The 24311-nt window shown below is 67.4% G+C and carries 25 protein-coding genes and 2 tRNA genes; 13 read left to right on the top strand and 14 right to left on the bottom strand.

The window, feature by feature from the left end:
• A complete protein-coding gene (locus ACUSIJ_RS00735; protein WP_449306431.1) occupies positions 1 to 315 on the top strand; it encodes a chorismate mutase in 315 nt (104 codons plus the stop codon).
• The gene (gene gatB / locus ACUSIJ_RS00730) at positions 312 to 1784 is read left to right on the top strand and encodes an Asp-tRNA(Asn)/Glu-tRNA(Gln) amidotransferase subunit GatB (RefSeq protein ID WP_449306430.1); all 1473 of its coding nucleotides are present in this window, start codon (positions 312 to 314) and stop codon (positions 1782 to 1784) included. Before ACUSIJ_RS00735 ends, gatB begins: the two co-directional genes overlap by 4 nt.
• A gap of 111 nt (positions 1785 to 1895) precedes the next feature.
• Here gatB and ACUSIJ_RS00725 read toward each other — a convergent pair whose 3' ends face one another.
• Complete coding sequence (locus tag ACUSIJ_RS00725) at positions 1896 to 2594, bottom strand: metal-dependent hydrolase (protein WP_449306429.1); 699 nt, start codon at positions 2592 to 2594, stop codon at positions 1896 to 1898.
• Positions 2595 to 2658: 64 nt separating this feature from the next.
• On the opposite strand from ACUSIJ_RS00725, the gene ruvX reads away from it, so the two are divergent.
• Complete coding sequence (gene ruvX / locus ACUSIJ_RS00720; protein ID WP_449306428.1) at positions 2659 to 3138, top strand: Holliday junction resolvase RuvX; 480 nt, start codon at positions 2659 to 2661, stop codon at positions 3136 to 3138.
• A 210-nt stretch (positions 3139 to 3348) separates the two neighbouring features.
• Positions 3349 to 3495 carry a hypothetical protein gene (locus ACUSIJ_RS00715; protein WP_449306427.1) on the top strand — a complete coding sequence of 49 codons (147 nt, stop codon included), beginning with the start codon at positions 3349 to 3351 and terminating at the stop codon, positions 3493 to 3495.
• A 101-nt stretch (positions 3496 to 3596) separates the two neighbouring features.
• Here the strand turns inward: ACUSIJ_RS00715 and ACUSIJ_RS00710 are convergent.
• From ACUSIJ_RS00710 to ACUSIJ_RS00700, 3 genes are all read right to left on the bottom strand, one after another.
• Positions 3597 to 3673, bottom strand: a tRNA-Arg gene (locus ACUSIJ_RS00710).
• 192 nt (positions 3674 to 3865) lie between these two features.
• Positions 3866 to 4174, bottom strand: coding sequence for an ETC complex I subunit (locus ACUSIJ_RS00705; RefSeq protein WP_449306426.1), 309 nt, complete (start codon positions 4172 to 4174; stop codon positions 3866 to 3868).
• Between the two features lie 90 nt (positions 4175 to 4264).
• Positions 4265 to 4341 (bottom strand) — tRNA-Pro (locus tag ACUSIJ_RS00700).
• Between the two features lie 220 nt (positions 4342 to 4561).
• Here ACUSIJ_RS00700 and ACUSIJ_RS00695 point away from each other — a divergent pair.
• From ACUSIJ_RS00695 to ACUSIJ_RS00680, 4 genes are all read left to right on the top strand, one after another.
• Complete coding sequence (locus ACUSIJ_RS00695; RefSeq protein ID WP_449306425.1) at positions 4562 to 6316, top strand: ArnT family glycosyltransferase; 1755 nt, start codon at positions 4562 to 4564, stop codon at positions 6314 to 6316.
• A 71-nt stretch (positions 6317 to 6387) separates the two neighbouring features.
• Positions 6388 to 7116 (top strand): glycosyltransferase family 2 protein, encoded by a 729-nt coding sequence (locus ACUSIJ_RS00690; protein ID WP_449306424.1) that lies wholly within the window; start codon positions 6388 to 6390, stop codon positions 7114 to 7116.
• The gene (locus ACUSIJ_RS00685; protein ID WP_449306423.1) at positions 7116 to 7469 is read left to right on the top strand and encodes a lipid-A-disaccharide synthase N-terminal domain-containing protein; all 354 of its coding nucleotides are present in this window, start codon (positions 7116 to 7118) and stop codon (positions 7467 to 7469) included. The genes ACUSIJ_RS00690 and ACUSIJ_RS00685 overlap by 1 nt, the downstream gene beginning before the upstream one ends.
• Positions 7466 to 8263: an ATP12 family chaperone protein gene (locus ACUSIJ_RS00680; RefSeq protein WP_449306422.1), complete on the top strand. Its 798-nt coding sequence runs from the start codon at positions 7466 to 7468 to the stop codon at positions 8261 to 8263. Before ACUSIJ_RS00685 ends, ACUSIJ_RS00680 begins: the two co-directional genes overlap by 4 nt.
• Here ACUSIJ_RS00680 and ACUSIJ_RS00675 read toward each other — a convergent pair.
• Entirely contained in the window at positions 8220 to 9176 is a 957-nt protein-coding gene (locus ACUSIJ_RS00675) for a glycosyltransferase family 8 protein (protein ID WP_449306421.1), read from the bottom strand. The two genes, ACUSIJ_RS00680 and ACUSIJ_RS00675, sit on opposite strands and share 44 nt — an antisense overlap.
• 244 nt (positions 9177 to 9420) lie before the next feature.
• Between ACUSIJ_RS00675 and ACUSIJ_RS00670 the strand changes: the two genes are divergently transcribed.
• Entirely contained in the window at positions 9421 to 9873 is a 453-nt protein-coding gene (locus tag ACUSIJ_RS00670; protein ID WP_449306420.1) for a hypothetical protein, read from the top strand.
• A 9-nt stretch (positions 9874 to 9882) separates the two neighbouring features.
• Here the strand turns inward: ACUSIJ_RS00670 and ACUSIJ_RS00665 are convergent, their stop codons facing one another.
• The 5 genes from ACUSIJ_RS00665 to ACUSIJ_RS00645 form a co-directional block, all read right to left on the bottom strand.
• Entirely contained in the window at positions 9883 to 10671 is a 789-nt protein-coding gene (locus ACUSIJ_RS00665) for a YdcF family protein (RefSeq protein ID WP_449306419.1), read from the bottom strand.
• A 471-nt stretch (positions 10672 to 11142) separates the two neighbouring features.
• A complete protein-coding gene (locus ACUSIJ_RS00660) occupies positions 11143 to 12897 on the bottom strand; it encodes a two-partner secretion domain-containing protein (RefSeq protein ID WP_449306418.1) in 1755 nt (584 codons plus the stop codon).
• Positions 12898 to 13161: 264 nt separating this feature from the next.
• A complete protein-coding gene (locus ACUSIJ_RS00655; RefSeq protein ID WP_449306417.1) occupies positions 13162 to 13788 on the bottom strand; it encodes a sigma-70 family RNA polymerase sigma factor in 627 nt (208 codons plus the stop codon).
• 207 nt (positions 13789 to 13995) lie between these two features.
• Positions 13996 to 15834, bottom strand: a complete 1839-nt coding sequence (locus ACUSIJ_RS00650; RefSeq protein ID WP_449306416.1) for a histidine kinase dimerization/phosphoacceptor domain -containing protein — start codon at positions 15832 to 15834, stop codon at positions 13996 to 13998.
• A 223-nt stretch (positions 15835 to 16057) separates the two neighbouring features.
• Positions 16058 to 16417, bottom strand: coding sequence for a NepR family anti-sigma factor (locus ACUSIJ_RS00645; RefSeq protein ID WP_449306415.1), 360 nt, complete (start codon positions 16415 to 16417; stop codon positions 16058 to 16060).
• A gap of 355 nt (positions 16418 to 16772) precedes the next feature.
• On the opposite strand from ACUSIJ_RS00645, the gene ACUSIJ_RS00640 reads away from it, so the two are divergent.
• Positions 16773 to 17603: a response regulator gene (locus tag ACUSIJ_RS00640; RefSeq protein WP_449306414.1), complete on the top strand. Its 831-nt coding sequence runs from the start codon at positions 16773 to 16775 to the stop codon at positions 17601 to 17603.
• A gap of 69 nt (positions 17604 to 17672) precedes the next feature.
• Here ACUSIJ_RS00640 and ACUSIJ_RS00635 read toward each other — a convergent pair whose 3' ends face one another.
• The 3 genes from ACUSIJ_RS00635 to ACUSIJ_RS00625 all read right to left on the bottom strand — a co-directional run bounded on the left by ACUSIJ_RS00635 (position 17673) and on the right by ACUSIJ_RS00625 (position 18974).
• Positions 17673 to 18161 carry a hypothetical protein gene (locus ACUSIJ_RS00635; protein WP_449306413.1) on the bottom strand — a complete coding sequence of 163 codons (489 nt, stop codon included), beginning with the start codon at positions 18159 to 18161 and terminating at the stop codon, positions 17673 to 17675.
• Positions 18161 to 18493: a DUF883 family protein gene (locus tag ACUSIJ_RS00630; RefSeq protein WP_449306412.1), complete on the bottom strand. Its 333-nt coding sequence runs from the start codon at positions 18491 to 18493 to the stop codon at positions 18161 to 18163. The genes ACUSIJ_RS00635 and ACUSIJ_RS00630 overlap by 1 nt, the downstream gene beginning before the upstream one ends.
• Before the next feature lie 268 nt (positions 18494 to 18761).
• Positions 18762 to 18974, bottom strand: coding sequence for a CsbD family protein (locus ACUSIJ_RS00625; protein WP_449306411.1), 213 nt, complete (start codon positions 18972 to 18974; stop codon positions 18762 to 18764).
• 291 nt (positions 18975 to 19265) lie between these two features.
• On the opposite strand from ACUSIJ_RS00625, the gene ACUSIJ_RS00620 reads away from it, so the two are divergent.
• The 3 genes from ACUSIJ_RS00620 to ACUSIJ_RS00610 are packed head-to-tail and all read left to right on the top strand — an operon-like array spanning position 19266 to position 22328.
• Positions 19266 to 20336, top strand: a complete 1071-nt coding sequence (locus ACUSIJ_RS00620; protein WP_449306410.1) for an NAD-dependent epimerase — start codon at positions 19266 to 19268, stop codon at positions 20334 to 20336.
• Positions 20333 to 21355, top strand: coding sequence for an MraY family glycosyltransferase (locus ACUSIJ_RS00615; protein WP_449306409.1), 1023 nt, complete (start codon positions 20333 to 20335; stop codon positions 21353 to 21355). Before ACUSIJ_RS00620 ends, ACUSIJ_RS00615 begins: the two co-directional genes overlap by 4 nt.
• A gap of 1 nt (position 21356) precedes the next feature.
• Positions 21357 to 22328: an NAD-dependent epimerase/dehydratase family protein gene (locus ACUSIJ_RS00610; protein ID WP_449306408.1), complete on the top strand. Its 972-nt coding sequence runs from the start codon at positions 21357 to 21359 to the stop codon at positions 22326 to 22328.
• Here the strand turns inward: ACUSIJ_RS00610 and ACUSIJ_RS00605 are convergent.
• Positions 22237 to 24249, bottom strand: a complete 2013-nt coding sequence (locus ACUSIJ_RS00605) for an SDR family NAD(P)-dependent oxidoreductase (protein WP_449306407.1) — start codon at positions 24247 to 24249, stop codon at positions 22237 to 22239. The genes ACUSIJ_RS00610 and ACUSIJ_RS00605 overlap by 92 nt on opposite strands.
• Positions 24250 to 24311 lie beyond the last annotated feature (62 nt).

Raw genomic sequence — 24311 nt, 5'->3', positions numbered from 1 at the left:
GTGACGGATGACCGCCAGCGCGTCCTCGCCGCCTTCCGGGCCGAGATCGATGCCATCGACGCCGAGATCGTGCACTTGCTCGCGAGGCGCATGACGGTTGTGGACCGGGTGATCGTCGCCAAGCAGCGGCATGCCCTGCCCGCGCTCATCCCCGAGCGGGTGGAGGAGGTGGCGGACCACGTCCGCCGGCGTGCCGGGGCAGCCGGCGCCCCGCCCGATCTTGCGGAAACCGTGTGGCGGGCGATGATGGATTGGGTGATTGCATACGAGGACCGGCGTCTGAACGCGGTCCCGGACGACGGAGAGACGAGATGAACGCGCCAGTGGCCACGCACAATCTCATCAAGGGCGCGACCGGCGATTGGGAGATCGTCGTCGGCATGGAGATCCATGCGCAGGTATCGTCGCAGTCGAAGCTGTTCTCGGGTGCCTCGACGGAATTCGGCGGCGCGCCCAACGACCACGTGTCGCTGGTGGACGCGGCGTTTCCCGGCATGCTGCCGGTAATCAACGCCGAGTGCGTCGCCCAGGCCGTGCGCACGGGGCTCGGCTTGAAGGCGCAGATCAACCTGAAATCGGTGTTCGACCGCAAGAACTACTTCTATCCCGACCTGCCGCAGGGCTACCAGATCAGCCAGTACAAGCATCCGATCGTAGGCGAGGGCGAGGTGATCGTCGACCTGCTCGACGGCCGGCGCATCGTCGTCGGCATCGAGCGCCTGCATCTGGAGCAGGACGCGGGCAAGTCGATCCACGATCTTTCCCCCGGATCGAGCTATGTCGACCTCAACCGTTCGGGGGTGGCGCTGATGGAGATCGTCTCGCGGCCCGACCTGCGCTCGTCGGAGGAGGCGAAGGCCTATGTGACCAAGCTGCGTACCATCCTGCGCTATCTCGGCACCTGCGACGGCGACATGGAGAAGGGCAACCTGCGCGCCGACGTGAACGTCTCCGTGCGCCGGCCCGGCGAGCCGCTCGGCACGCGCTGCGAGATCAAGAACGTCAACTCCATCCGCTTCATCGGCCAGGCCATCGAATACGAGGCGCGCCGGCAGATCGGCATCCTGGAGGACGGCGGCAGCATCGACCAGGAGACGCGGCTGTTCGATTCCGTCAAGGGCGAGACGCGCTCCATGCGCTCCAAGGAGGAGGCGCACGACTACCGCTACTTCCCCGATCCCGACCTCCTGCCGCTCACCTTCGACCAGACCTACGTCGACGACCTCGCGGCCGCGCTGCCGGAACTGCCGGACGCCAAGAAGGAGCGCTTCATCGCCGAGTACGGCCTGTCCGCCTATGACGCCAACGTGCTGGTGGCCGAGCGCGACACCGCCGACTTCTTCGAGGACGTGGCCCGCGGACGTGACGGCAAGGCTGCGGCGAACTGGGTCATCAACGAACTGTTCGGCCGCCTCAACAAGGAAGGCCACACCATCGCCGCCTCGCCGGTGTCGGCGGCGCAGCTCGGCGGCATCATCGACCTCATCGGCGAGCAGGTGATCTCGGGCAAGATCGCCAAGGACCTGTTCGAGATCGTCTGGTCGGAAGGCGGCGATCCGCGCGTCATCGTCGAGGAGCGCGGCCTGAAGCAGGTGACCGACACGGGCGCCATCGAGGCAGCGGTCGACGCCATCATCGCCGGCAATCCCGACAAGGTGGAGCAGGTGAAGCTGAAGCCTACCCTGCTCGGCTGGTTCGTGGGACAGGTGATGAAGTCGACGGGCGGCAAGGCCAACCCGCAGGCCGTCAACGAGGTGCTGAAGGCCAAACTCGGCATCGAGTAGAGTGCTTTCCGATCAAATGGAATCATTTGATCGATAGAATCCGATCCAATCAGATCGGATTCTGCTCTAGCGGCCGACGAACGGGGCCGGTGCGATCCGGCCCCTGTCGCCTCAAAGCGCCACCGCGGTATTCTTCTCCGGCACGATCACCTGCGTCGGATCGCCGTCGAGGGCGGCGACGAACTTGTCCGCATTGGGGGCGAGCAGCGGGAAGGTAGCGTAGTGGATCGGGATCACCCGCTCGGTCTTGAGGAAGCGCCGCACGGCGAGCGCCGCCGTGTCCGCGCCCATGGTGAAGCGGTCGCCGATCGGAATGAAGGCGATGTCCGGCTTGTGGATCTCGGCGATCAGCGCCAGATCGCTGAAGATGTCGGTGTCGCCCAGATGATAGACGGTGGGCTCGCCGTTCGCCTTCACGATGATGCCGTTGGCGCTGCCGAGGGCCTGGCTGACGCCGTCCTCGATGGTGGCGGCTGAATGGTCGGCGCGCACCAGCGTCACCGAGAAGCCGCCGGCGTCGATGGTGCCGCCCGTGTTCATCGGCTCGATGCGCCCGACGCCCTTGGATGCGAACCAGGCGGAGAGATCGGCGTTCGTGGCCACCGTCGCCCCGGTCTCCTTGGCGATGGCGACGGTGTCGCCGAAATGGTCACCATGGCCGTGGGTGACGAGGATATGGGTGACGCCGCGCACGGCCTCGACGCGATCCCCCGTGAACGCCGGATTGCCGGAGAGATAGGGATCGATCAGCACGACCTTGTCGCCGAAGTCGAGACGGAATGCGGAGTGGCCGAACCAGGTGATTTTCATCGCAACGCTTCTCCTGAATGATCAGTAAGATGACGGACCGGACCGTCCATGTTAGGGGACGTCGATGACAAACATCGTACCGCTCGAAACCCTCAGCGTGCTACCGCCCCGCCAACGGCTGATGGGCCTTGATCTGGGCACGAAGACCATCGGGCTTGCACTCTCCGATATCGAGCGGCGAATCGCCACCGCACTGGAAACGGTGAAACGGACCAAGTTTACCAACGATGCGGCGCGAATTCTCGAACTTGTGAAGCAGCATGACGTCGGCGGATTCGTCATCGGCCTGCCGCTCAACATGGACGGTTCCGAAGGGCCGCGCGTGCAGGCAACGCGCGCCTTTGTCCGCAACATGGAGCGGCTGACTCCGCTGCCCTTCGTGCTGTGGGACGAGCGGCTGACGACGGTCGCCGTCACCCGCACCCTGCTCGAGGCGGATACGTCGCGCGCACGCAGGCAGCAATTGGTCGACAAGCTCGCCGCCGCCTATATCCTGCAAGGGGTGCTGGACAGGCTGGCGTACCTCGCACAGCAGGACGTATGAACTCGATGCAATTTATAGGAGAAAAAGTGCGGGAACTACAACTTGAGATAGCGCTGTGCCCTCCCTACATTGGTTGTGTCGTTGGGCAATATTGATCAGGCGGCTTTTATGGCGTTTTCTTCTGAGAACCGCACTAGCAGAATGGAAGCACCGCTCGCTGACGGGATGGGGCAAGCTGTCGGCCACCCAGCCGGAAGGGTTGATGGCGACATGTCGCGCAAGGAAGTCGCGGCCTATCTCGCCGCCCTGAGCAGCGAACTCGCCGCGCTGGCCCGCGCCCGCGAGCTCGATACCGTGGCGTATTTTCTCGAAATGGCGCAGGTCGAGGCGTCGCTCACCGACTCCAACGATCGCTGAGACGGACTGCCAGCGGCATGAAGCGGCGGCTTGGCGAGCAATGGGCTTGGCGGACAACGGGCTTGGCGGACAACGGGCTTGGCGGACAACGGCTTGGAGGTTGGCGACCCCGGCGTGACTCGAACACGCAACCACTCGCTTAGAAGGCGAGTGCTCTATCCAATTGAGCTACGGGGCCGAACCGGAAGACGTCCGGGGACGTCCTGTTGCTGATTTCGCCCGGCGCGGGAACTCTCCATCCGGGAATTCTCCATCCGGGAACTCTCCATCATTGCGACATGATGGCACGGATGACCCGCGCGAGGCTTGCGGACGGCCGGGGCCGTCCAAGGGTTGTCATTCGGGCGGCCTCCGGCCGTCCCCGGGGCCATCAATGCGTCCACGCGCCGACGCGGTTGAACTTGAAATTGTCGGAATAGGAGATGATGCGCCGGCGGGATTCGTTCGGCTCCTCCACACGAAAGGGGATGCCCTCGCGGGTGGCGTATTCGATCGCCTCTTCCTTGGTGTCGAACCACAGCCGCAACTGCTGGCGTGTGTCGGCGGAGCTCGTCCACCCCATGAGCGGATCGATCTCCCGCGCGCGGGCGGGCTCGAACTGCAGAAGCCAGCGCTGGCGCGCCGTGCCCGACTGCATGGCGTTGCGTGTCGGCTTGTAGATGCGTGCGGTTGCTGCCATCGTTCTGATATCCAAACACCGGGTGACGCTGCCGGACCGCGGAAGACGGCGCCGCCGCCCGCGTCCGTCATCGACTATAATACGAACGGATGGTCGGGGCAGCAGGATTCGAACCTGCGACCCTCTGCTCCCAAAGCAGATGCGCTACCAGACTGCGCTATGCCCCGCGCCGCCGTCCCTATCTCTCCATCTCCTAGTGAGTTGTCGGCCCGGATGCAAGATGTGTTCCGGCCGATAGCCCCATTCATGCCGGTGGGCGACAGGTTTTCCTCAGGCGGATCTTTCGGATCGTCCGTGCGGGCGGTGTTGTCGCGGCGGGTGTTGTCGATTGTGCACCCCCGCATGGATGAGGTAAGAGAGCCGATGCAATTTGGAACACCCTGACGCATGACATCCTCAGCCTATCCGCCGCCCGCCCGCTCGCCGGAATGGGGGGAACGCCTGCTGGCCTTCGTGACGCAAAGCCATGCCCGCGCCCTTGCCGTGCTGGTGGCGCTGGCGCTGCTGGCATTCGTGCCGGGAATCGCCTCGCTGCAGCCGTTCGACCGCGACGAGCCGCGCTTCGCCCAGGCCTCCAAGCAGATGCTGGAGAGCGGCGATTTCATCGATATCCGCTTTCAGGACGAGGGGCGGCACAAGAAGCCCGTCGGCATCTACTGGCTGCAGACCGCCGTCGTGTCGGCGGCGGAGCAGCTCGGCGTCGAGGGCGCGCGCACGTCGATCGGGCTCTACCGGCTGCCGTCGCTCGCCGGTGCGGTTGCGGTGGTGCTCGCCACCTACTGGGCGGGGCTGGTGATTCTCTCCGGCAGCGGGCAGGCGGTCGAGCGCCGGGTGGCGTTCCTCGCCGGTGCGTTCATGGCGGGCTCGATCCTGCTCGGCGTCGAGGCGCGGCTCGCCAAGACGGATGCCGCGCTCGCCGCCTGTTCGGTCGTCGCCATGGCGGTGCTGGCGCGCGCCTGGCTCGAACGCGACGGGCCGTTGCCTGCGGGGCTCGTCGGCCTGTTCTGGGTCGCGGTGGGCCTCTCCGTGCTGATCAAGGGGCCGCTGCTGCTGATGGTCGCGGGGCTTGCGGTGCTGGTGCTGGCGATTCGCGACCGCTCGATCCGCTGGCTCGGCGCCTTGCGGCCGCTGTGGGGGCTCGCGATCGTCGCGGCGCTGGTGCTGCCGTGGTTCGTCGCCATCTGGATCAAGACGGGCGGGGCGTTCTTCGCGGAAGCCGTCGGCCAGGACATGCTGGCCAAGGCGCGCAGCGGGCAGGAGAGCCACTGGGGACCGCCCGGAGCCTATCTGCTGGCGTTCTTCGGCACGTTCTGGCCCGCCGCGGTGCTCACCGCCATCGGCGTGCACGCGTTCTGGCGCGAGCGCCGGGTGGCGTGGGTGGCATTCTGCCTCGCCTGGATCGTGCCGTCGTGGCTCGTGTTCGAGGCGCTGCCGACCAAGCTGCCGCACTACGTGCTGCCGCTCTATCCGGCGATCGCGATCCTCACCGCCCGGGCGCTCGTCAGCGGCGACATCCACCCCGGCCGCCCGCTGGTGAAAGCGGCGACGGTGCTGATACCGCTCGTGCCAGCTGCCATCGCCATCGGGCTCGGCGTCTTCGCCTATACGCAGGACGGCGCGCTGCTCTATCCGGCGTTCCCGCTGTTCCTGCTCTCCATCGGCTTTGCCCTGTGGAGCTGGCGCGCGTTCCTGCAGGATCGGGTCGTGTCGTCGGCGCTGCTCGGCGTCGCCGCTTCGCTGGTGCTGTCGGTGTCGGTGTTCGGCGTCGCGCATACGCTCATCCCCTCGCTCCGGCTCTCGCCCAGGCTCGCCGCCGCTGCGGCGAGCCTCGACTGCGCCGATCCGCGTCTGGCCACCACCCGCTACCGGGAGCCGAGCCTCATCTTCCTCACCCGCACGGACCTCGTGTTGACAAACGGCGAGGGCGCCGCCGACTTTCTCGCCGAGGGCGCCTGCCGCATGGCCTTCGTCGAGCTTGCCGACGGGGAGGCGTTCCAGGCGCACGCGGCTGCGCTCGGCCTGACGCCCGCGCTGGTGACGCGGGTTCAGGGCTTCAACATCAACGGCGGCCGCCGGCTTGATATCGGCGTTTACAGGAACAACCGGCAGGTGACGGTCCCGCCGGCAGCACAAGGTCAGTAATGGGATCGCAGCAACAGCAGGACGCCCCGGCGCAAGACAATCCTGAGCAAGACAATCCTGTGCAGGACGCCGTGTCGTTTCGCCTCAGCGTCGTCGTGCCGGTCAGGAACGAGGTCGCCAACATCGCGCCGCTCGTCGCCGAGATCGAGGCCGCCTGCGCGCCGCTCGCCCCGTTCGAGATCATCTACGTCAACGACGGCTCCGGCGACGGCACGGCGGAGGAGCTCGCGCGGCTGCAGGCGGAGAGGCCGCATCTGCGCGTGCTGCATCACGACCGCTCCTGCGGGCAGAGCGTGGCGGTGCGTTCCGGCGTGATCGCGGCGCGCGCGCCCGTCATCGCCACCCTCGATGGCGACGGCCAGAACGATCCCGCCTTCATTCCCGAAATGGTGCGGGTGCTCGAGAATGGGCCCGGCGACGCCGGTCTGGTGCAGGGCCAGCGGCTGGGGCGCAAGGACACCGGCTTCAAGCGCATGCAGTCGCGCATCGCCAACCGCGTGCGCCGCTCCATCCTGCGCGACGACACGCGCGACACCGGCTGCGGGCTCAAGGTGTTCTACCGCTCCGTCTATCTGTCGCTGCCGTTCTTCAAGGCGCTGCACCGCTTCATGCCGGCGCTGGTGACGCGCGAGGGCTACCGGGTGCTGCTCGTCGACGTGGTCGACCGGCCGCGCCTGACGGGGGTATCGAACTACGGATTCTTCGACCGGCTGTGGGTGGGCATTCTCGATCTCGCCGGGGTGCGCTGGCTGATCGCCCGCCGCGGCGGATTGCCGGTCGTGACTGAGGACGAGCACTGATGTTGATTACCCTGTCGCAGGACGTCGGCGGCTACCTTTACGAAGTCTTCGTCCAGAAGTTCAGCATCTGGCTGGCGCTCGGGCTGTTCGGGCAGGGGCTGTTCGCGGCGCGCTTCCTGGTGCAATGGATCGCGAGTGAAAGGGCCGGGCGCAGCGTGGTGCCGATCGCCTTCTGGTTCTTTTCCATCGGCGGCGGGCTGATTACGTTGATTTACGGTCTGCACCAGCGCGAGCCGGTGATCATCCTCGGCCAGTCGCTGAGCGTGTTCATCTACATCCGCAACCTGATGCTGATCGTCAGGGAACGCCGCCGCAACGCAGCCGGGGGCGGGGACACAGGAGCCCGATCATGAGCCGTGATCTGCCGGAGGGGCCGTTTGCCTCTCCCGAAGCCGGGCGCGAGGAGCGCCAGCCGCCCGCGATCCGCCCGGAAAAGCCCGTGCTGCCGAAGCGCTTCTACCGCGAGGCGGAAGCGCCGTTCAGCGACGGCGTCTACCCGCTGCTGCTCGACGGGCGCCCCGCCCGCACCCCGGGCCGCAATCCTCTCGCCGCGCCCCATCCGGCCATCGCCGACGCGCTGGTGCGGGAATGGCTGGCACAGGCGGAGGAGATCGACCCGGCCACCATGCCGATGACGCGGCTCGTCAATTCCGTGATCGACGGCGTGTCGCAGACGCGGGCGGAGGTGGTGGAGGAGATCGTGCGTTTCGCCGGTTCCGACCTTCTGTGCTACCGCGCCGGCTATCCGGAGCGTCTGGTGCAGCGGCAGGCCGATCTGTGGGACCCCGTGCTCGACTGGGCGCACGAGCGGCTCGGCGCACGCTTCATCCTGGCGGAGGGGGTGATGTTCGTCGAGCAGCCGCCCGCGAGCGTGGAGGCGGTGCGCCGTGCCGTCACGGCGCAGGCGTCGCCCCATGTCATCGGCGGGCTGCATGTGCTCACCGGCCTTGCAGGGTCCGTTCTGATCGCGCTGGCGCTGGCGCATCGCCATCTCGGTATCGATGACGCGTGGCGCGCCGCCCATGTCGACGAGGACGTGCAGGCCGAGATCTGGGGCATCGACGCGGAGGCGCAGGCGCGCCGCGCCGCGCGCTTCACCGAGTTCACGGCCGCCGCGACGCTGGTGCATCACCTGTGGGAAGCGTGAACCCGTCGACGAACCGCTGCGTGGCGAGAAACGCCAGCAGCCGCTCCCGGAAGCGTTGAAACGCCAGCGTCAGCGGCTCGCCGCCGGGGGCCGGGAGCGCGCCCCGCGGCGTGTCGTAGAGCGCCTGCATCCATGCGGGGCCGCGCCAGCGGTTGCGCTGCCAGGGTTTCGGATCGTTGACGAAATGCAGCACCACCGGCTCGATCTCGCGCATGAGGTCGAGCCGCAGGAAGTCGCCCACGAAGTTGAAACGCGGCGACAGGGCCGCCCACTCGCCGCGCGCGACCACGTTGAGCGCGCTCTGGTCCTGGAAGCGGCACTGCCCGGGGTATTGGCGGGCGAAGGCGATAGCACGCTCGCTCAGGCGCGCCTCGAGCCATCGCCTGCGGTCGATCAGCAGCACGCCGGAATTGAAATAGGGCGTGTCGCGCGCAAACCCCAGACCGGCGCGATAGGCCTGGAACTCCGCCGTCAGCGGGCCGTCCTCGAAATCCTTCAGCAGGATCATGTCGAGCCCGGCCGCGAACGGCAGGCCGCCGAGATCGAGCGTCATCAGCCGCCCGAGCTCCGGCCGCACGGCCAGCGTGTCGCAATCGAGGTAGACGATGCGCTCGAAGCCGTCCGGCATGATATACGGCAGCAGCAGGCGCCGCCATGCGGCGGCAGTGAGATGGCGGCCGAGCGGGAGCTGCGCAAGAGACAATTCCCCATCCATATCAAAGGAGTACGAAAGGATTACCAGTCGGGGGTCGGCCCCTTGCAGCGCCGTTTCGTCGATGTCGTCCGGCGTGCAGGCGATGGCGACCGTGATGTCCGGGTCGAGTCCCTCGGCCAGTAACCTTTTGGCGGCGAAAACGGCCGTCGGGAAGAAATTCCGGTCCGGCGTGAAGCAGATGATGCGGCGTTCCGACATGAAAGATGGTCACCCAACCGTAAAAATGCGCTGCTCGCGGAAAGGCGGGAAAACGCCGCAGGCCAAGGCAGGCTTGCGGTTTCGCCCGTTCGTTATGAATCATCAACCAAGCCGGGTTAGCAACGCTTAACCTGAACAAGGATTCAGATTTGCCCGTTAACCCGATCGTGGTGCGGACCGCGCAATACTCAACGTATCAAAGGTAAATCGCTGACCCTTGCAAAGGTCAGGAGGGCGTTGAGAGATGATAAATAGTAAACTGCGTGCATTCATCGATAAAGCCTACGATGATCGTGCAATTACCGAATGGGACGTTCGCACGTTACTGCGTCATGTGCTCCCGGACGGGATCGCAAATCGTGAAGAGGCGAACGCGCTGATTGCGATCGACCGGTATATCCCCAATCCCTGCGGTTCCTGGGCGGACGTGCTGATCACGCTGCTCGTCGATTACGTGGTGTGGGGCGAGCGGCCGACCGGCGTCGTGCGCGGCGATGACGCCCATTGGGTGGTCTCGTCGCTGGGCGCGGCGGGCGGGCCGACGCGCACGGCGCTCCGGGTGGCGCATGAGATCGTCCGCGAGGCGGCGGAAGTCGACGATATCCTGCTGAACTTCATCCTCTCCGCCCAGCGCCTGCACGGCGAGGAGGCCGCCGTCGTGGAACTGCCCGTGCGCCGCAGCGTGCAGGCCGCGTGAAGCGAACGGTCAGTTGCCGGGGAAGGGCGAGCGGGAATATCCGCGCAGCCAGTAGACGATGAGGCCGACCCATTCCTTGACGGCGATATCGGCGAGATGCAGCCCCTCGGGCGCGATGGCGAAGGGGCGGAAGTCGTCGCTGAGCCGCCCGTCCGAGCGGAAATCGACGGGATAGGGCACGACCTCGAAGCCGGCGCGGCGAAACGTCTCGACGGAACGGGGCATGTGGAACGCCGAGGTGACGAGCAGCCAGCGCTCACCGGGCTTGGGGTCGGCGAGCCGCTTGGCGTAGACGGCGTTCTCGAACGTGTTGCGCGCCTGATTTTCATAAATGACACGGTCGGGGGCAAGCCCGGCGAGATCGAAGAAGATGCGCGCGCCCTCGGCCTCGGTGCGTTCTTCCGCGATCAGCAGGCGCGCGCTGCCGCCGGAAAAGATGACCGGCGCCTGCGGGTGGGCGCGGGCGAGCTCCAGCGCCGCGACGAGCCGCGATCCGGCATTGCCGATACGCAACTGCCCGCGCGCGAAGCTGGTCGCGCCGCCCAGCACGATGACGCCGTCGACCCGCCCCGGATCGCGCGAAATGTCGGGGTAGACGTTCTCCAGCGTCTGGACGAAGAAGCGCGAAAACGGCGAGACCCCGACGACGAACAGGACGACGGCGATGGCGAGCGCCACCACCCGCGCCGCCTTCGCGAACCGCGTGAACAGCAGCAGGCACGCGGCGATGAGCATCATCATCAGCAAATTGGTCGGGCTGGTGAAGAACCACACGACCTTGGACAGGGCGAAGAACATCGGCGCTTTCCCGGCTGGCGCATGGTCGATCCCCCAATGCGGCACCGCCTTCGGGAAAAGGTCATGCGCAAACAAAAAGATGGCGCGGGACGGCGACTCGACGACAAGTCATCCCGTTCCCGAAACGCGTGGCAATGGCGGCCTTCTACAGCATCAAACCCAGAAATGGATATCATTTTTTGGTTAAATTTGATGCGTAAACAAAGAGATAGAGCAGCGGCGCGATCAGGTTCTTGTCTGCTTCTCTGGCGTCTGGCAGGCCAGAGGCCGAGAGCGGGAGCCGCGAGAACGGCATTCCGCCGGGGAGGGCCCCGGCGGAACGGTTGTTTTCGACGGATGGCGGGGAGGCCGGGGCTTATAGAGCATGTCATCATTTCACGGAAACGCTGATATGCTCTAACGCTTTGATTTTGATCGAATTCTTATCGATCAAATGATTCCATTCGATCGGAACGCGCTCCAGTCGCCGTGCTACTGGCTCCGATGCTGCCGGACGATCTGTTGCAGATCCACGTCGCAGACCGTGCGGAGTGTCACCGCCGATGCCCTGTCGACAGAGGCCACAGCCCCGCCGGCACCGATGTCGACACTGCGCGGCATCGCCATGCCGCACTCGCCGCGAACGGGCGTCGGGGCCGGCGGACGAGCAACGGCTTCGGATGCCGGCGCCTCCTGTGCCGCGGGCTGGGCTTCCGCAACCTCGCGCTCGGCCGTGACGGGCTCCGTGACCGTTCCGGCATTCTCCGCAGTCCTCTTGTCCTGCTGCGTCGGGCCGGCCGGGGCGACCGACTGCTCGTCGGCGGGCGGTGGCGGCTTTTCGGCGGGCGGCGCCGGTTCCTCCACCGGCGGCGGAGGCTCTTCCGAAACGGGCGCGGGTTTCTCGGCCGGGACAACCGGCTTCTTGGTGGGCGGAGCGGGCTCCTTCACAGGTGGCGGAGGCTCTTCCGCGGCGGGTGCGGGTTCGTCGACCGGAGGAGGGGGCTCCTCGGCGGTCGGGGGCGGCTCTTCCACGGAGGGCGGAGGCTCCTCCGGAAGGGGCGCGGGTTCCTCGTCGGGCGGCGGCGGTTCGATGACGACGGGCGGCGGCGGCGGAAAAGCACCTCCGCCCGGCGGCATATCCTCGAGGGCGATACGGTAATTGCCGGCGGTAACGCCCGCGACGTTGACGGACGCGGCTGAGATGTCGGAGCCCTCCCAGCGACCGGAAACCATGACCATGCCGCCGTCACCGTTCAGCAGCGGATCATCCGGACGTGGCGGGGGCAGCATTTCGGGAGCGGCCGCGGCCACGGAGCCGTGGGCGTTCAGCTTGCTGCTGATCTTGACGCTTCTGCCCTGAACCCTGATCTGCCCACCGTCGAATGCCGCGCCGGCGCGCTTCGAGGGCTGGCGGGCGTTGAGCGTGCCGGTCACCTCGACCTTGCCCCGGTCGACGCCATAGTCCTCGTCCGCGGTCAGGAAGATGCGGCCGTTGCGGGTCGCGGAGCCGGTGGCGGTGACGATGCCGCCCCTGTTGCCCGCCAGCGCGTAGACGTTGCCGCCGTTGGCGCGCAGCTCGACCTCGACCGCCTTGATGTTGCCGGTGTTCTTCACGCTGGTGTCGGCGCTGCGGCTCTTGACCAGGAAACGCCCGTCGAAACTCTCGCGGTCCCTGATCAGCACCTCGTTGCCCGCGAGCAGGCCGACCGCGCCGGCACTCGCTTCGATGTCGCCGCCGTTCTCGACCTCGCGTGCCGCCAGCACGACGTCGCCGCCCAGGGCGCCGATCTTGCCGGCGTTGACGATGCGCGCGTTGCTGGTGCCGGTGAGCGTGTAGCTCTCGCCCCTGGCCGCTCTGGCGAATTCGTCGTCCGACAGGTCGAGCGTCGTGGCGACGAAACTGCCGCCGGTCTCCACCGTGCCGTTCTGACCCACGGCGACACCGTTCGGGTTGACGAGGTACAGCGATCCCGTGGCGGTGAGCCTGCCGTCGATCCGGGAAGCGATGTTGCCGCGAACACGGTTGAGCGTGGCGCCGTTGCCGTTGTGGAAATGCGCGTGCGCGCCTTCGCCGACCGAGAAGTCTTCCCAGGAAATGATGGCCGTCGGCGACGTCTGGTTCACGTCCAGCCGGCCGTTGGCGGCACTGATTCCTGCCGCGCCGCCGACAACCTCGCCGCCGGAGGGAAGCCCCTGGGAGAATGAGGAGGAAGGAGCAAGAGTCGCGGCAAACAGCAATGCAGCCATGGCGACCTGTCCGCGAAAAGCGGAACGCCGTACGAATAAAATGATCATATCAAAATCCTGAATAAAAAATAAGTTTGCGACAGTATTGCAGACTCAAATTCTTTCAAAACACGACAATATGAAACGCCATGCGACAAAAACGACGCGAAACAATAATCAACCTTACATAGCGTATCATAGCCTTGCCGCAATTGGCTGTCAATCGCCATAATGTGGGCCGGAAACGGCCATCAATGGCGCGATCCGTCCGGCCGGATCGCGCCCTTACCGTCCGCCGCCGGGGCTCGCGGTCTGTTCGAGCAGGCCCTGCCATTGCGGATCGGGGCCGATCTCGTTGACGTGGTCGATGAAGAGAAGCTGGGCCAGCCGCTTGCGGGCGCGGTTGACGCGGCTCTTGATCGTGCCGAGCGCGCAGCCGCAGACCTCCGCTGCCTCCTCATAGGAAAGGCCCGCGCCGCCCACGAGCACGAGCGCTTCCCGCTGGTCGTGGGGCAGCTGCATCAGCGCCTCGCGAAAATCGCGCATGTTCATGTGCGCGGCCTGCGCCGGCGGGGCGACCTGGCGTGCGGCGATGCGGCCTTCCACGTCCTCGACCTCGCGGCGGCGTTTGCGGTATTCCGAATAGAACACGTTGCGCAGGATGGTGTAGAGCCACGCCACCATATTGGTCCCTTCGGTGAAAGAAGAGAGCTTCGACCATGCCCGGATCAGGGTTTCCTGCACGAGGTCGTCGGCGCGGTCGGCATTGCCGCACAGTGAAATCGCGAAAGCGCGCAGATGGGGGATGGCGCTGACCAGGTCCTGCCGGACGCGTTCGCTGGCCGCACCCGCCGTCTGGCTCGGCGCAGCGGGCGCGTCTTCGTCATAACCGATGTCAACCGTTTGCGGCATCATTGCTATCCCTGTTTTTCAGGTTCTGTTCCAGCATGGCCGGTGCGTACGTTGCCGATACGGATTGCTTGAGTTTGGCCACTACCGTGTTTCGCAAACAAGGGCGCTGGGCGCCTCGCCTGATCTTGTGCCTGACAGTTGCGTTCGAGCGATGAACGCGCCAGCGGCCGGATTGTTCCTCGAAATCCATCGGTTCCGGCCTTCCAGTTACGCGCCCACGCCGTTGAGAGGCACGAGAATGATGCGTTCGCCCTCCACGTCGCCCGGGACCGGGCTCGCGTCGAGCTGCCTGATGTAGGCACGTGCCAGCCGGTCCTGCAGCGGCGAGGGCTCGACCTGCCGGGGCGGAACCAGCGCGAACGACAGCCTCAGCGTCCCGGGGTCCTGTCCGGCTGCGTTCACGACGGCGCTGATCCGCACTTTCGGGCGCTGCTCTTCCGGCGCTCCGCCCCCGACCGCGTCGAGATAGGCCGGCAGCGCCGCGGCGAAATAGAGCGCGATGCCGATCGCGCGGTCGAGATCGACGGAATGCCCCGCCTCCGGCGGCTCCTCGATGATGTCGTTTTCCGTCAGCCCGGCGGAACGGCGCAGGCAGTCGATGACGTCGTGCATCAGCTCGGCCGGGGGCGCGTCTCCCAGATCGCCGGAGCTGTAGCCGACGCGGTAGGCGACCGACATCGCCTGCACGTGGTCTTCGATGAAGCGCAGCCCGCCGTCGGGGGTGGACCATCCGCCCTCGTCCGACAGGGCGGATCGCTTCTTCAGGTTCAGCAGACTGACGATGACCTGGAAATTGTTCTTCACCCGGTGGTGCAGCTCGCGCAGCAGGGTTTCCTTTTCCTCGGCCGCCCGCTCGCGCTGCAGGGCGTGATTGGCGATGTTGTCGGCCATCTGGTTGAAGGCCACGCCGAGTTCCGCGATCTCGCCCGGGGCGTCGCCGATGTGCAGCGCGCGCGCCGACAGCCGCCCGCTGCCGTAGACGCGCGTCACCCGCTGCAGGTAGTTGATCCAGCGGACCACGAGCCGCTCCACCGCCCACAGGGCGCCTGCCGCTGCGGCCACGAGCATGATCAGCGGCGGCAGCAGCGAGCCCAGCAGGATGGACCGCTCCGTGGCGAACAGCAGCGTGTCCGGATAGCCGGTGAGCACCAGCATGTCCGGATTGGTCGTCACCGCGGCGAAGAAGTGGGACGGTGCGCCGGAGCCGGCCTGCGCCCTGACCGGCTCGCTCAGGTACGGCGCGGAGAGCATCTGGCGCAGAATGGAATCGTCCTCCGGAAACCAGTCGGCGGTCGACGCGATGGAGGAGGACTGGACGATGACCTCGCCTTGCCGCGTCACGATCGCCGTGCCCCCGTCGATGCCGAGCCGTGTCGCCGCAATGGTGTAGGTGAGAATGTCGGTGCGCAGGGCGAGCAGGACCTGCACCTTCCGGGTCTCGCCCGCGACCTGCCCGCCGTTGGGCGGCAGGGCCACGCCGAGCAGGAGATAGCGGCCGTCGGGCGAAAGGGCGAATGCCGGGTTGACGGAGCGCGAGAACTGATCGGCCATCGCGCCCTGGATGGTGTCGACCGCCATCGCCGCCCGTTCGCCGGTGGGCAGATAGCGGCCGGTATCGTAGAGGCAGACGAGGGCGTCATCCACCACCAGCGCCCCGAAGCCGTAGTCCCGCCGTTCGCGCAGGATGTCGCCCATCCGTTCCTGGCACCGTTCCGGATCGGTCAAGGAAGGCTCCTCGGCCGAGAATTGCGTCGACGCCACCAGAGTCGCATCGCGCAGAAAGACGTTGATGTCCTGCGCCGCCTGCTGCGCGGCGCGTGCCGCCATTGCGAGCTTGATGTCGTGAAGATGCCGGTCCTGCATGACGGTCCAGATGCAGGCGATCACGGCGGCGGGGATCAGCACCATGCCGAGCGCCACCATGATCTTGCTGCGAAGGCCGCCTCTGCGGCTTCGCTGCCGGGTGCGGTCGGACGCCCTGGGGCGCAAGAGCAGTCTGGCGGGGAGCGTCCGGGTCGTGCGAACAGATTCTTGTCGTTCGTTCACTGGCGGCTACTCCGTTCGATCGTCTCACGCAACTGGCCTCGGCGGAGCTGCCTGCCCACTCCCCGGCGGAGGACGGGCGATGGTCGTTGATGCGCCCGGGATGGAGGCGGCTAGGGCTGCGGACAGACAATCGAAGCCCCGCCGCTGCCCAATCTCCTATCCATGCATCCAATGGTGTCCCAAGGCGGTTTCCCAAGGCGGCATCCGTGTCCGGTTTGACGCTCTATGACTTCCGGTCGAGGTCCTCGAGCAGTTTGAGGAAGCGGTCGGGCGTCGATTCCGCCAGCAGGTCGCTATAGAGCGACTGCAACTGCGAACCGATCCGGTTCTGGATTTCGGGAGTGAGCGCCGCTGCCGCTCTCCTGTTTCGGGTGGCGGCGCTGTCCGGCCGGGACGGCTTGCCCGCGCGGCCCGCACGCCGTGAGGGCCGCGGGGCGGGATCCGCGCCCGGCATGCCGGCGGCTCTCGCCTCGACATCCGCGACCTTGAGGTTCGCCACCTGGCTGTCCGCCAGCGGGGTGTCCGCCACCTGGCTGTCTGCCACGCGCACAGCGTCGGTATCGGGCATCGCTGTTCCAGTCATCGCTTTCCTGCCCGGAGATCGTCCGGTTTCCTTCATCACGGCCTCCAATGTCGAACGCCCCGGATCAGCCGCCATATCCGGCGCGGAGACATTCATTCGATTTCATTTCGCCGACTTCCGCCGCCTGGCATGTTGCCCTATCAAATTGAACTGCCTTGTGCATCACCCGTGGAACGCCCGAGCTTGGGTGAAGTTCCACCGCGAGGAACTTTTTCCGTTGCTCAAAGTTAAGGAAACGATACCGGCACACCCGGCAAACCTCATCCAATTCTATTCCGATTTTGATCGTCGCGCATTGGCTGATGTCATATCCTCGCCGGAATGTTGTCCGTGAGCTCGAAGAAGGGTCTTTCCGATGTCTCTCTCCCAACTGGTCGCCCCCCATCTGCCATATCTGCGGCGGCTCGCCCGCGCCCTCACCGGCAGCCAGGCCGGCGGCGACGCATACGCCGTCGCAACGCTGGAGGCGCTCGTCGCCGATCCAGCGTTGCTGCAGCGCGATATCGCGCCCCGCGTCGCCCTCTATCGGGTGCTGCTCGACATCTGGCGGCGGGTGCCGGGCAATGGCGCGGCAGCCGATCCGGGCGGCGAGGCCGGAGAGGTTGCGGGCGCCGAGCGCAACGCCCAGCGCACGCTCTCCGCCTTGCAGCTCCTTCCCCGCGCTGCGTTCCTTCTCGAAGTGGTGGAGGGGCTGTCGCGTGAGGAAATCGGTCAGGCTCTCCGCGTCGACGCGGCGGAGGCCGACGCGCTCGTCCAGCAGGCGAGCCGCGAGATCTCCGAGCAGATCGCATCCGACGTGCTGATCATCGAGGACGAACCGATCATCGCCATGGACATCGAGGCGTTGGTCGAGGGGCTCGGCCACAAGGTCACCGGGATCGCCCGCACCCACGCCGAGGCGCTCGCCGCCGTCTCGGAACATCAGCCGCAGCTCGTGCTGGCCGACATCCAGCTCGCCGACGGCAGTTCGGGGCTCGACGCGGTCAACGACATCCTCGCCAACTCGCTGATCCCGGTGATCTTCATCACCGCCTATCCCGAACGTCTGCTCACCGGCGAGCGGCCGGAGCCGGCGTTCCTGATCACCAAGCCGTTCAGCGTCGAGGCCGTGCGCGCGGTGATCAGCCAGGCGCTGTTCTTCGGTCAGAGGGCCGAGCCGCGCGCGGCGCTGGCCGCGGCCGGATAGGCGGAAACGGCCCGAAGGGCGGCCGCCTGCCGCCCTTCGCCGATGGCCGGGCCTCTCCGGCGCGGCCTCTCAACGATCCAGCCGGCGGGCGAGGAGATAGCCGGCGGCGACGGCGATCCCCGCCAGAGTCAGGGGACCGACGGTGCGGGCGAGCTTCCGCCCGCCCTCGGTGGCCAGCGCCTGCGGATCGATCTTGCGGGCCGCGTCTCCCACGCTCTGGCCTATGCCGTAGAGCGCCGTCTGTGCGGCCGCCGCGAGGTCCGGCGTCTCGGCCGGGGCGGGCGGCCTGCGCGCGAGAAGCGCGCTGGCAAGCCAGACGATCAGGGCGAGCGCCAGATAGACGCCCCCCACGATGAGCGACGCGCTGACCGGGCCGAGGACGCGGTGGAGCGTGGCATGGCCGGCCGCGGTGAAGAAGCCCGCCGCCGCGATGACCAGCAACGCCCCGACGATCCCGAGCACGATGCGCGCGACGGCCTGGCGCGCCTCGCGGCGCACCCGGCCGACCTGCGCGGAGAAGACCTGCGCCCCGATGAGAGCGCGCAGAAGCCCGAACATCAGCGGCGGCTCAGCAGGCCGAGCACGAAGCCGACGCCGGCGGCAACCAGCACCGACTGCACGGGGTTCCTCTCGATGCAGGCCTCGACCTTGGACGCCGCCGAGCGCACGCCCTCCTGGGCATCGGCGGCCAGGCGCTGGCCGGTGGCGCCCACCGAATGGGCGGCCGAGGAAACGTTGTCGGCGAGATCGTCCGCAAGGCCCTTGACGTTGGCGCGGGCATGCTCCGTCTCCCGGCGCACCAGATCGGCGACCGAGTCCGTCAGGCCCTTGAGCTCGCTGCGCAGCGCTTCGATTTCGGAATTGATGTTGTTTTCGGTCTTGTCAGCCATCGGTGTGTCCTCTTGAGAAAACGGATGTTGTCGAAAAGTGGGGGCAATCGCGCGCCGGCGTCACCCCGCCGCTTTATCGCTTTGCCGACGCGTCGGATCGATCCCGATACGGTACGTATTGCCTGGTTTGGAGCTCAAGCACCGGCGCCAGCACTCGGGGGAGCAACTGGCGCCGGGTTCCGGGCATTTCTCTCACGCGTCGAGGGCGTTCGTGCGTGCGGGAAGCGCCGGAATACTTTATCAGATGTTCGCAGAAACGGGTGTGCGCTTATTGACGCGAGGTCCACTCGTCTATTTCGCGCTCGGCCTGCTCCTTGGCATAGCCGTAGCGCTCCTGCAACCTGCCCGCGAGTTCCTCGCGCTTGCCGTCGATGACGGTCAGGTCATCGTCGGTGAGCTTGCCCCACTGCTGCTTGACCTGGCCGGTCAACTGCTTCCAGTTGCCCTGAATCCTGTCCCATGTGTTTTCTGCAGTACCCATCAATTTCTCCTTCGTATTGTCTGGGTAGAATGTGCGCGCGTCCGAAAAACGCTGCCTGCGCTGAAATGTTCCTTGGGAAGTGTGCGATGCTGGCGGCAATGGCTGCGAAACGGCGGATTCGCTCTCCCATTCCCCGAAAAATACTTTATTGTCCCGGCATCTAGAGCGCCGGACGTTCCGACGGAATCGGAACCTGCGCTCTGGGTTCTTGAGTTTGCGCAGCTTTGTCGACGAAAAGTGGTCCCCACTTTTCTGCACGCTGCGCCAATCGCGACCTGAACGGATGTTGCCTTGTCGAACGTTTCTTCCGAGCCTGCCCCGGTTGCGCGTGCTGCTCCGCCCGTCGTGGTGACGGGGGCCGCCGGCTTCATCGGGTTTCATGTCGCGCGGCGCCTGCTGGCGCGGGGGGAGGACGTCGTCGGCATCGACAGCCTCACGTCCTATTACGATCCGGCGCTGAAGGAGGCGCGGCTGGCACAACTGCGGCGCGATCCCCGGTTTTCGTTCCGGCGCATCGATCTCGCCGATGCGCGCGCCACGGCGGAGGTTTTCCGGGAGGTCGCGCCGCGGCGCGTCGTGCATCTGGCGGCCCAGCCCGGCGTGCGCCAGTCGCTGATCGAGCCCCACCCCTATGTCGAGAGCAACATCGTGGCTTTCCTCAACGTGCTCGAGGCGAGCCGCCACGGCGGGATCGGCCATCTCGTCTACGCCTCGTCGAGCTCGGTCTACGGCTCCAACCGCAAGGTGCCCTTCGCGGAGCGCGACAACGTCGACCATCCGGTGAGCCTCTACGCGGCCACCAAGAAGGCCAACGAGCTGATGGCCCATGCCTATGCGCATCTCTACGGCCTGCCCGCCACGGGCCTGCGCTTCTTCACCGTCTACGGGCCGTGGGGCCGCCCCGACATGGCCGTCTACATCTTCACCGACGCCATCGCGCGCGGGCTGCCGATCAAGGTCGCCAACGGCGGGCGCGTGTGGCGCGACTTCACCTATATCGACGACGTGGTGGAGGGGGTGCTGCGCATCCTCGACAGGCCGGCTGCGCCCGACCCGGCCTGGGACGCGCTCAAGCCCGATCCAGCGACGTCCGCCGCCCCGCATCGCGTCTACAACATCGGCAACAACCGCCCCGAGGAGCTCAACCGGCTGATCGATCTCATCGAGCAGGCGGTCGGCCGGTCCGCGAGCCGCACCGAAGTCCCGCTGCCGCCCGGCGACGTGCTGGAGACCGCCGCCGACATCGCCGATCTGGCGCGCGATACGGGCTTCTCGCCGGTGACGCCGCTTTCGGAAGGCGTCGGCCGCTTCGTGGACTGGTATCGCGATTATCACGGCGTGAGCGGCGGCAACGGGGCATGAGCGTGGCGGGCATCACCAGCGTCGTGCTTGCCGCCGCGGGTCTGTCGGCGTTGCTTATCGTCCTGCTGAAGCCCTTGCTGCAGCGCTATGCGCTGGCGCGGCCCAACGCGCGCTCGAGCCACCGGATGCCGACGCCCCAGGGCGGCGGCATCGCCGTCGTGGCGGCGGCGCTGCCGTGCGCGGCGGCGGGATTGGCGCTCTCCGGCCTCGACGACGCGCTGCCCGGCTTCGCCGTGCTGGCGGCGGGCGCGGTCGGCCTTGGCGTGATCGGCGCGATCGACGATATCCGGCCTCTGCCGCCCGTGCTGCGGCTCATGTTCCAGGCCCTTGCCGTGGCGGCGGTGATCGCCGGCGCGGGCGTGGGGCGGCTGTTTCCCGCTGTCCCCTTCGCTGTGGAGGGGGTGCTGATCGGCCTCGCGGGCGTGTGGTTCGTCAATCTCGTCAATTTCATGGACGGCCTCGACTGGATGACGGTTGCCGAAATGGCGCCGGTGACGGCGGCGCTCGTGCTCTTCTCGCTCGCCGGCTGGCTCGATCCCGCAGACGGCCTGATCGCGGCAGGGCTGCTTGGCGGGCTCGTCGGCTTCGCACCGTTCAACCGTCCGGTGGCGCGGCTTTTTCTGGGCGATGTCGGATCGCTGCCGATCGGGCTGATCGCGGGTTTCCTGCTCTATCGGCTCGCGGGTGAGAGCGGGCTCGCGGCGGCGGTGCTGCTGCCGCTCTACTATCTGACCGACGCTACCGTGACGCTGCTGCGGCGGCTCGCGCGCGGCGAGCGCGTCTGGGAGGCGCATCGCAGCCATTTCTACCAGCGTGCGACCGATAACGGCTGGACCGTGCCCGCCGTCGTCGGGCAGGTGGCCGGCCTCAACGTCGCGCTGGCGGCGCTGGCGGCGGCGAGCCTCGCCTTTCCATCAGTTCCCGCGCAGGCAGGGGCCGTCCTCGCCGGTTTCGGGCTTGTGGCCGCGACGCTCATGCGGTTTTCCCGCCCTGTGCCGGTGTCGAAGCAAGGAGGCTGACATGCGCGTTCTGCTCACCGGCGCAACGGGTTTCATCGGCCGCCACCTGACACAGGCGCTGGTGCGCCAGGGCCATGCGGTGCGGGTCGCGCTGCGCGACGAGCGGCCGCTCGCGGGCGATACCGGGCGCGCGGTGGAGCGCGCCGTCGTGGGCGATATCGGCGGCTTGCCCGACTGGCGGGCGGCGCTCGCCGGGGTCGACGCGGTGATCCACGCGGCCGGTATCGCGCATGCGGGGCCGGGGGTGGCGAGCGAGCACTATCACCGGGTCAACCACGCCGCGACGCTGCATCTGGCGCATGCGGCGCGGGGCAGGGCGGGGCGGTTCGTCCTGATGTCGTCCGTGCGCGCCCAGGCGGGTCCGTCCTCGCCCTCGGTGCTGACGGAAGCGGACGAGCCGCATCCGACCGACGACTACGGCCGCTCGAAGCTCGCCGCCGAGCGCGGCCTTGCGGAGATCGACGACCTGCCGGCCGCCGCCCTGCGGCCGGTGCTCGTCTACGGCGAGAGCGTGCGCGGCAACATGGGGGCGCTGATCCGGCTCGCCCGCCTGCCCGTGCCGCTGCCGTTCGGGGCACTGCACGCCCTGCGCTCGCTGGTCGCGGTCGAGACGGTGGCGGACGCCGCGCAGCATCTGCTGACCACGGACGATGCCGCCGGCCGGCCCCTGTCGGGGCCTTTCATCGTCGCGGACCCGGAACCGATCGACGTCGCCGGCATGCTGGCGGCGCTGCGGGAAGGGCTTGGGCGGCGCGCCGGGCTCGTGCCGGTGCCGGTATCGGTGCTGCGCGGGGCGCTGCGGCTTGCAGGGCGCGCCGAACTGCTCGATCGCCTCAACAGTCCGCTGGTGGCGGGCGGCACGCGCCTTGCCGAGAGCGGCTTCACGCCGAACGTTTCGTCCCGGGAGGGGCTTCGGCGGTTGGGAGCGCTGCTGGCTGCGGGGGTGACTGTCGCCGGGCGTAATCGGGAATAGCGGCGTCGAGAACCGCTTCCGCGGCGGCCCGGTCGTAGCGGTTGACCGCGTCCTCCAGCTTCGCCAGCCAGGCATTGAGCTGGAGACGGCTCGGGAACACGGCCTTGGCGGCCATCACGCCGTCGATGCCGGTCTCGGTGATGGCCTCGTCGTGGGCGAACAGGATCTCGTGAAGCCGCTCGCCGGGCCGGACGCCGGTGATGGCGATCTCGATGTCCGTGCCCGGCTCGAAGCCGGCGAGGCGGATCATGCGCTCGGCCATGTCGTGGATGCGCACGGGCTGACCCATCTTGAGCACGTAGACGGAAGGCTTGTCGGCCGGGCGGTTCGCCGCCGGTCCCGCGCGCATGTCCTCATCGGCGTGGGAGGCGGCGGTGATGACGAGGTTGCACGCCTCGCGCACTGTCATGAAGTAGCGCACCATGTCCTTGTGGGTCACGGTGACCGGCCCGCCGCGCGCGATCTGGGCCTTGAACTTCGGCACCACGGAGCCGTTTGAGCCGAGCACGTTGCCGAAGCGCACGGCGATGAGCCGGGGCGCTTGCGGGTCGGCCGCGTTCTCGGCATCGAGCGCCTGCGCGTACATTTCCGCGAACCGCTTCGTCGCGCCCAGCATCGATACCGGCTCGATGGCCTTGTCGGTGGAGATCATCACGAAGGCGCGGCTGCCTGCCGCGAGCGCCGCATCGGCCGCGTTCACCGAGCCGAACACGTTGGTGCGCACGCCCTCTGCCCAGTCCTGCTCCAGATAGGGCACGTGCTTGAGGGCGGCGGCGTGGAACACGAGATGCGGCTGGAACGCCGCCAGCACCCGGTGCAGCCGGCCGCGGTCGCGCACGTCGGCGATCGCGCCATGGACCACGGGGCCGTCGTCGAGCGCGCGCAGGTCCTCGGTGATCTGGTGCAGCGCCGGCTCGGAGTTCTCGACGACCAGAATGTCGGAGGCGCCGAAGGCCGCCGCCCGCATGCAGATCTCGCTGCCGATGGAGCCGCCGCCGCCGGTCACGGCCACGCGCTTGCCGCGGATGAAGCGGGCAAGGCGCTCGTGGTCGATCTCGACGGTGGGGCGCAGCAGCAGGTCCTCGATCTCTACGGGAGCGAGCGAGGCGATGCCGCCGGTAAACTCGCCGGCGCTGGCGTCGAGCCCCTGGATGCGCGACAGCGGCAGGCCGAGCTTGCGCGCGCGCGCCAGGATGTGCTCGCTCTCGGCCTCCTGCCCGAGCGCGCTCGGCGCCAGCACCAGCCGGCGGATGTTGTGGCCGCGCTCAGTGGATTCCGCCACCGCCTGTTCGAGATCGGCAAATTCGCCGACCACCGGCACGCCGCGAATCGACTGGCCGAGATCGGTGGCGCGCGGGGTTAGGATCCCCTTGGCCTCGATCTTGCGCAGCGCCCCCGATTCGATGGCGCGCAGCAGCACCTCCGCGTCCGATCCGCGCCCCAGGATGAGCGCCGGCACCGCCCCCTCGCGCACCAGCGTCTGGCGCGACTGGGCATATTTCAGGTAGCGATAGGCGAGGCGCGGCCCCCCGAGCAGGAAGAGCTGCAGCATCCAGTAGAGGATGATGGTGATCTTGCCGAAGAAGAAGAAGCCGTAGAACGTGCTCGACGCCAGCACATAGTCGACGACGAGCAGCGTCAGCGCCAGCACTGTGACCGCGCGCATGATGTTGGCGAGGTCGGGCAGCGAGGCGAAACGCCAGCGCGATTTGTAGAGCGAGAAGATCCAGTAGATGACGCCGGCATAGAGCACGAAGCCCGGCAGGATCATCGGCAAGGCGTCAATGCGCGTTGCGAGCCGCACGCCGTCGAAGCGCATGATGAAGGCCAGCGCCACCGCCAGTCCCGTCATCACGAGGTCGTGAACGACGATCAGCAGTTTCTTGAAACCGGTCGAGGAGCGGATGGCGGTTCTGGTCATGCGAGGGGGTATCCGTCTCCCGGCGCGGATTGTCAATGTCCGGTCCTGGCGCAGGATCCCCG

Source organism: Pseudochelatococcus sp. B33, from assembly GCF_053570585.1.
This window is presented reverse-complemented; position numbering and strand designations above follow the sequence as displayed.

What these genes read in the sequence shown, in the direction of transcription:
- ACUSIJ_RS00615 (WP_449306409.1), top strand. Translation starts at nt 20,333, where the DNA reads ATGAGCGTGGCGGGCATCACCAGCGTCGTGCTTGCCGCCGCGGGTCTG.
- ACUSIJ_RS00660 (WP_449306418.1), bottom strand. Translation starts at nt 12,897, where the DNA reads ATGGCTGCATTGCTGTTTGCCGCGACTCTTGCTCCTTCCTCCTCATTC.
- ACUSIJ_RS00630 (WP_449306412.1), bottom strand. Translation starts at nt 18,493, where the DNA reads ATGGCTGACAAGACCGAAAACAACATCAATTCCGAAATCGAAGCGCTG.
- ACUSIJ_RS00625 (WP_449306411.1), bottom strand. Translation starts at nt 18,974, where the DNA reads ATGGGTACTGCAGAAAACACATGGGACAGGATTCAGGGCAACTGGAAG.
- ACUSIJ_RS00675 (WP_449306421.1), bottom strand. Translation starts at nt 9,176, where the DNA reads ATGTCGGAACGCCGCATCATCTGCTTCACGCCGGACCGGAATTTCTTC.
- ACUSIJ_RS00695 (WP_449306425.1), top strand. Translation starts at nt 4,562, where the DNA reads ATGACATCCTCAGCCTATCCGCCGCCCGCCCGCTCGCCGGAATGGGGG.
- ACUSIJ_RS00685 (WP_449306423.1), top strand. Translation starts at nt 7,116, where the DNA reads ATGTTGATTACCCTGTCGCAGGACGTCGGCGGCTACCTTTACGAAGTC.
- ACUSIJ_RS00640 (WP_449306414.1), top strand. Translation starts at nt 16,773, where the DNA reads ATGTCTCTCTCCCAACTGGTCGCCCCCCATCTGCCATATCTGCGGCGG.
- ACUSIJ_RS00635 (WP_449306413.1), bottom strand. Translation starts at nt 18,161, where the DNA reads ATGTTCGGGCTTCTGCGCGCTCTCATCGGGGCGCAGGTCTTCTCCGCG.
- ACUSIJ_RS00665 (WP_449306419.1), bottom strand. Translation starts at nt 10,671, where the DNA reads ATGTTCTTCGCCCTGTCCAAGGTCGTGTGGTTCTTCACCAGCCCGACC.
- ACUSIJ_RS00725 (WP_449306429.1), bottom strand. Translation starts at nt 2,594, where the DNA reads ATGAAAATCACCTGGTTCGGCCACTCCGCATTCCGTCTCGACTTCGGC.
- ACUSIJ_RS00610 (WP_449306408.1), top strand. Translation starts at nt 21,357, where the DNA reads ATGCGCGTTCTGCTCACCGGCGCAACGGGTTTCATCGGCCGCCACCTG.
- ACUSIJ_RS00605 (WP_449306407.1), bottom strand. Translation starts at nt 24,249, where the DNA reads ATGACCAGAACCGCCATCCGCTCCTCGACCGGTTTCAAGAAACTGCTG.
- ruvX (WP_449306428.1), top strand. Translation starts at nt 2,659, where the DNA reads ATGACAAACATCGTACCGCTCGAAACCCTCAGCGTGCTACCGCCCCGC.
- ACUSIJ_RS00715 (WP_449306427.1), top strand. Translation starts at nt 3,349, where the DNA reads ATGTCGCGCAAGGAAGTCGCGGCCTATCTCGCCGCCCTGAGCAGCGAA.
- ACUSIJ_RS00705 (WP_449306426.1), bottom strand. Translation starts at nt 4,174, where the DNA reads ATGGCAGCAACCGCACGCATCTACAAGCCGACACGCAACGCCATGCAG.
- gatB (WP_449306430.1), top strand. Translation starts at nt 312, where the DNA reads ATGAACGCGCCAGTGGCCACGCACAATCTCATCAAGGGCGCGACCGGC.
- ACUSIJ_RS00670 (WP_449306420.1), top strand. Translation starts at nt 9,421, where the DNA reads ATGATAAATAGTAAACTGCGTGCATTCATCGATAAAGCCTACGATGAT.
- ACUSIJ_RS00645 (WP_449306415.1), bottom strand. Translation starts at nt 16,417, where the DNA reads ATGACTGGAACAGCGATGCCCGATACCGACGCTGTGCGCGTGGCAGAC.
- ACUSIJ_RS00680 (WP_449306422.1), top strand. Translation starts at nt 7,466, where the DNA reads ATGAGCCGTGATCTGCCGGAGGGGCCGTTTGCCTCTCCCGAAGCCGGG.
- ACUSIJ_RS00655 (WP_449306417.1), bottom strand. Translation starts at nt 13,788, where the DNA reads ATGCCGCAAACGGTTGACATCGGTTATGACGAAGACGCGCCCGCTGCG.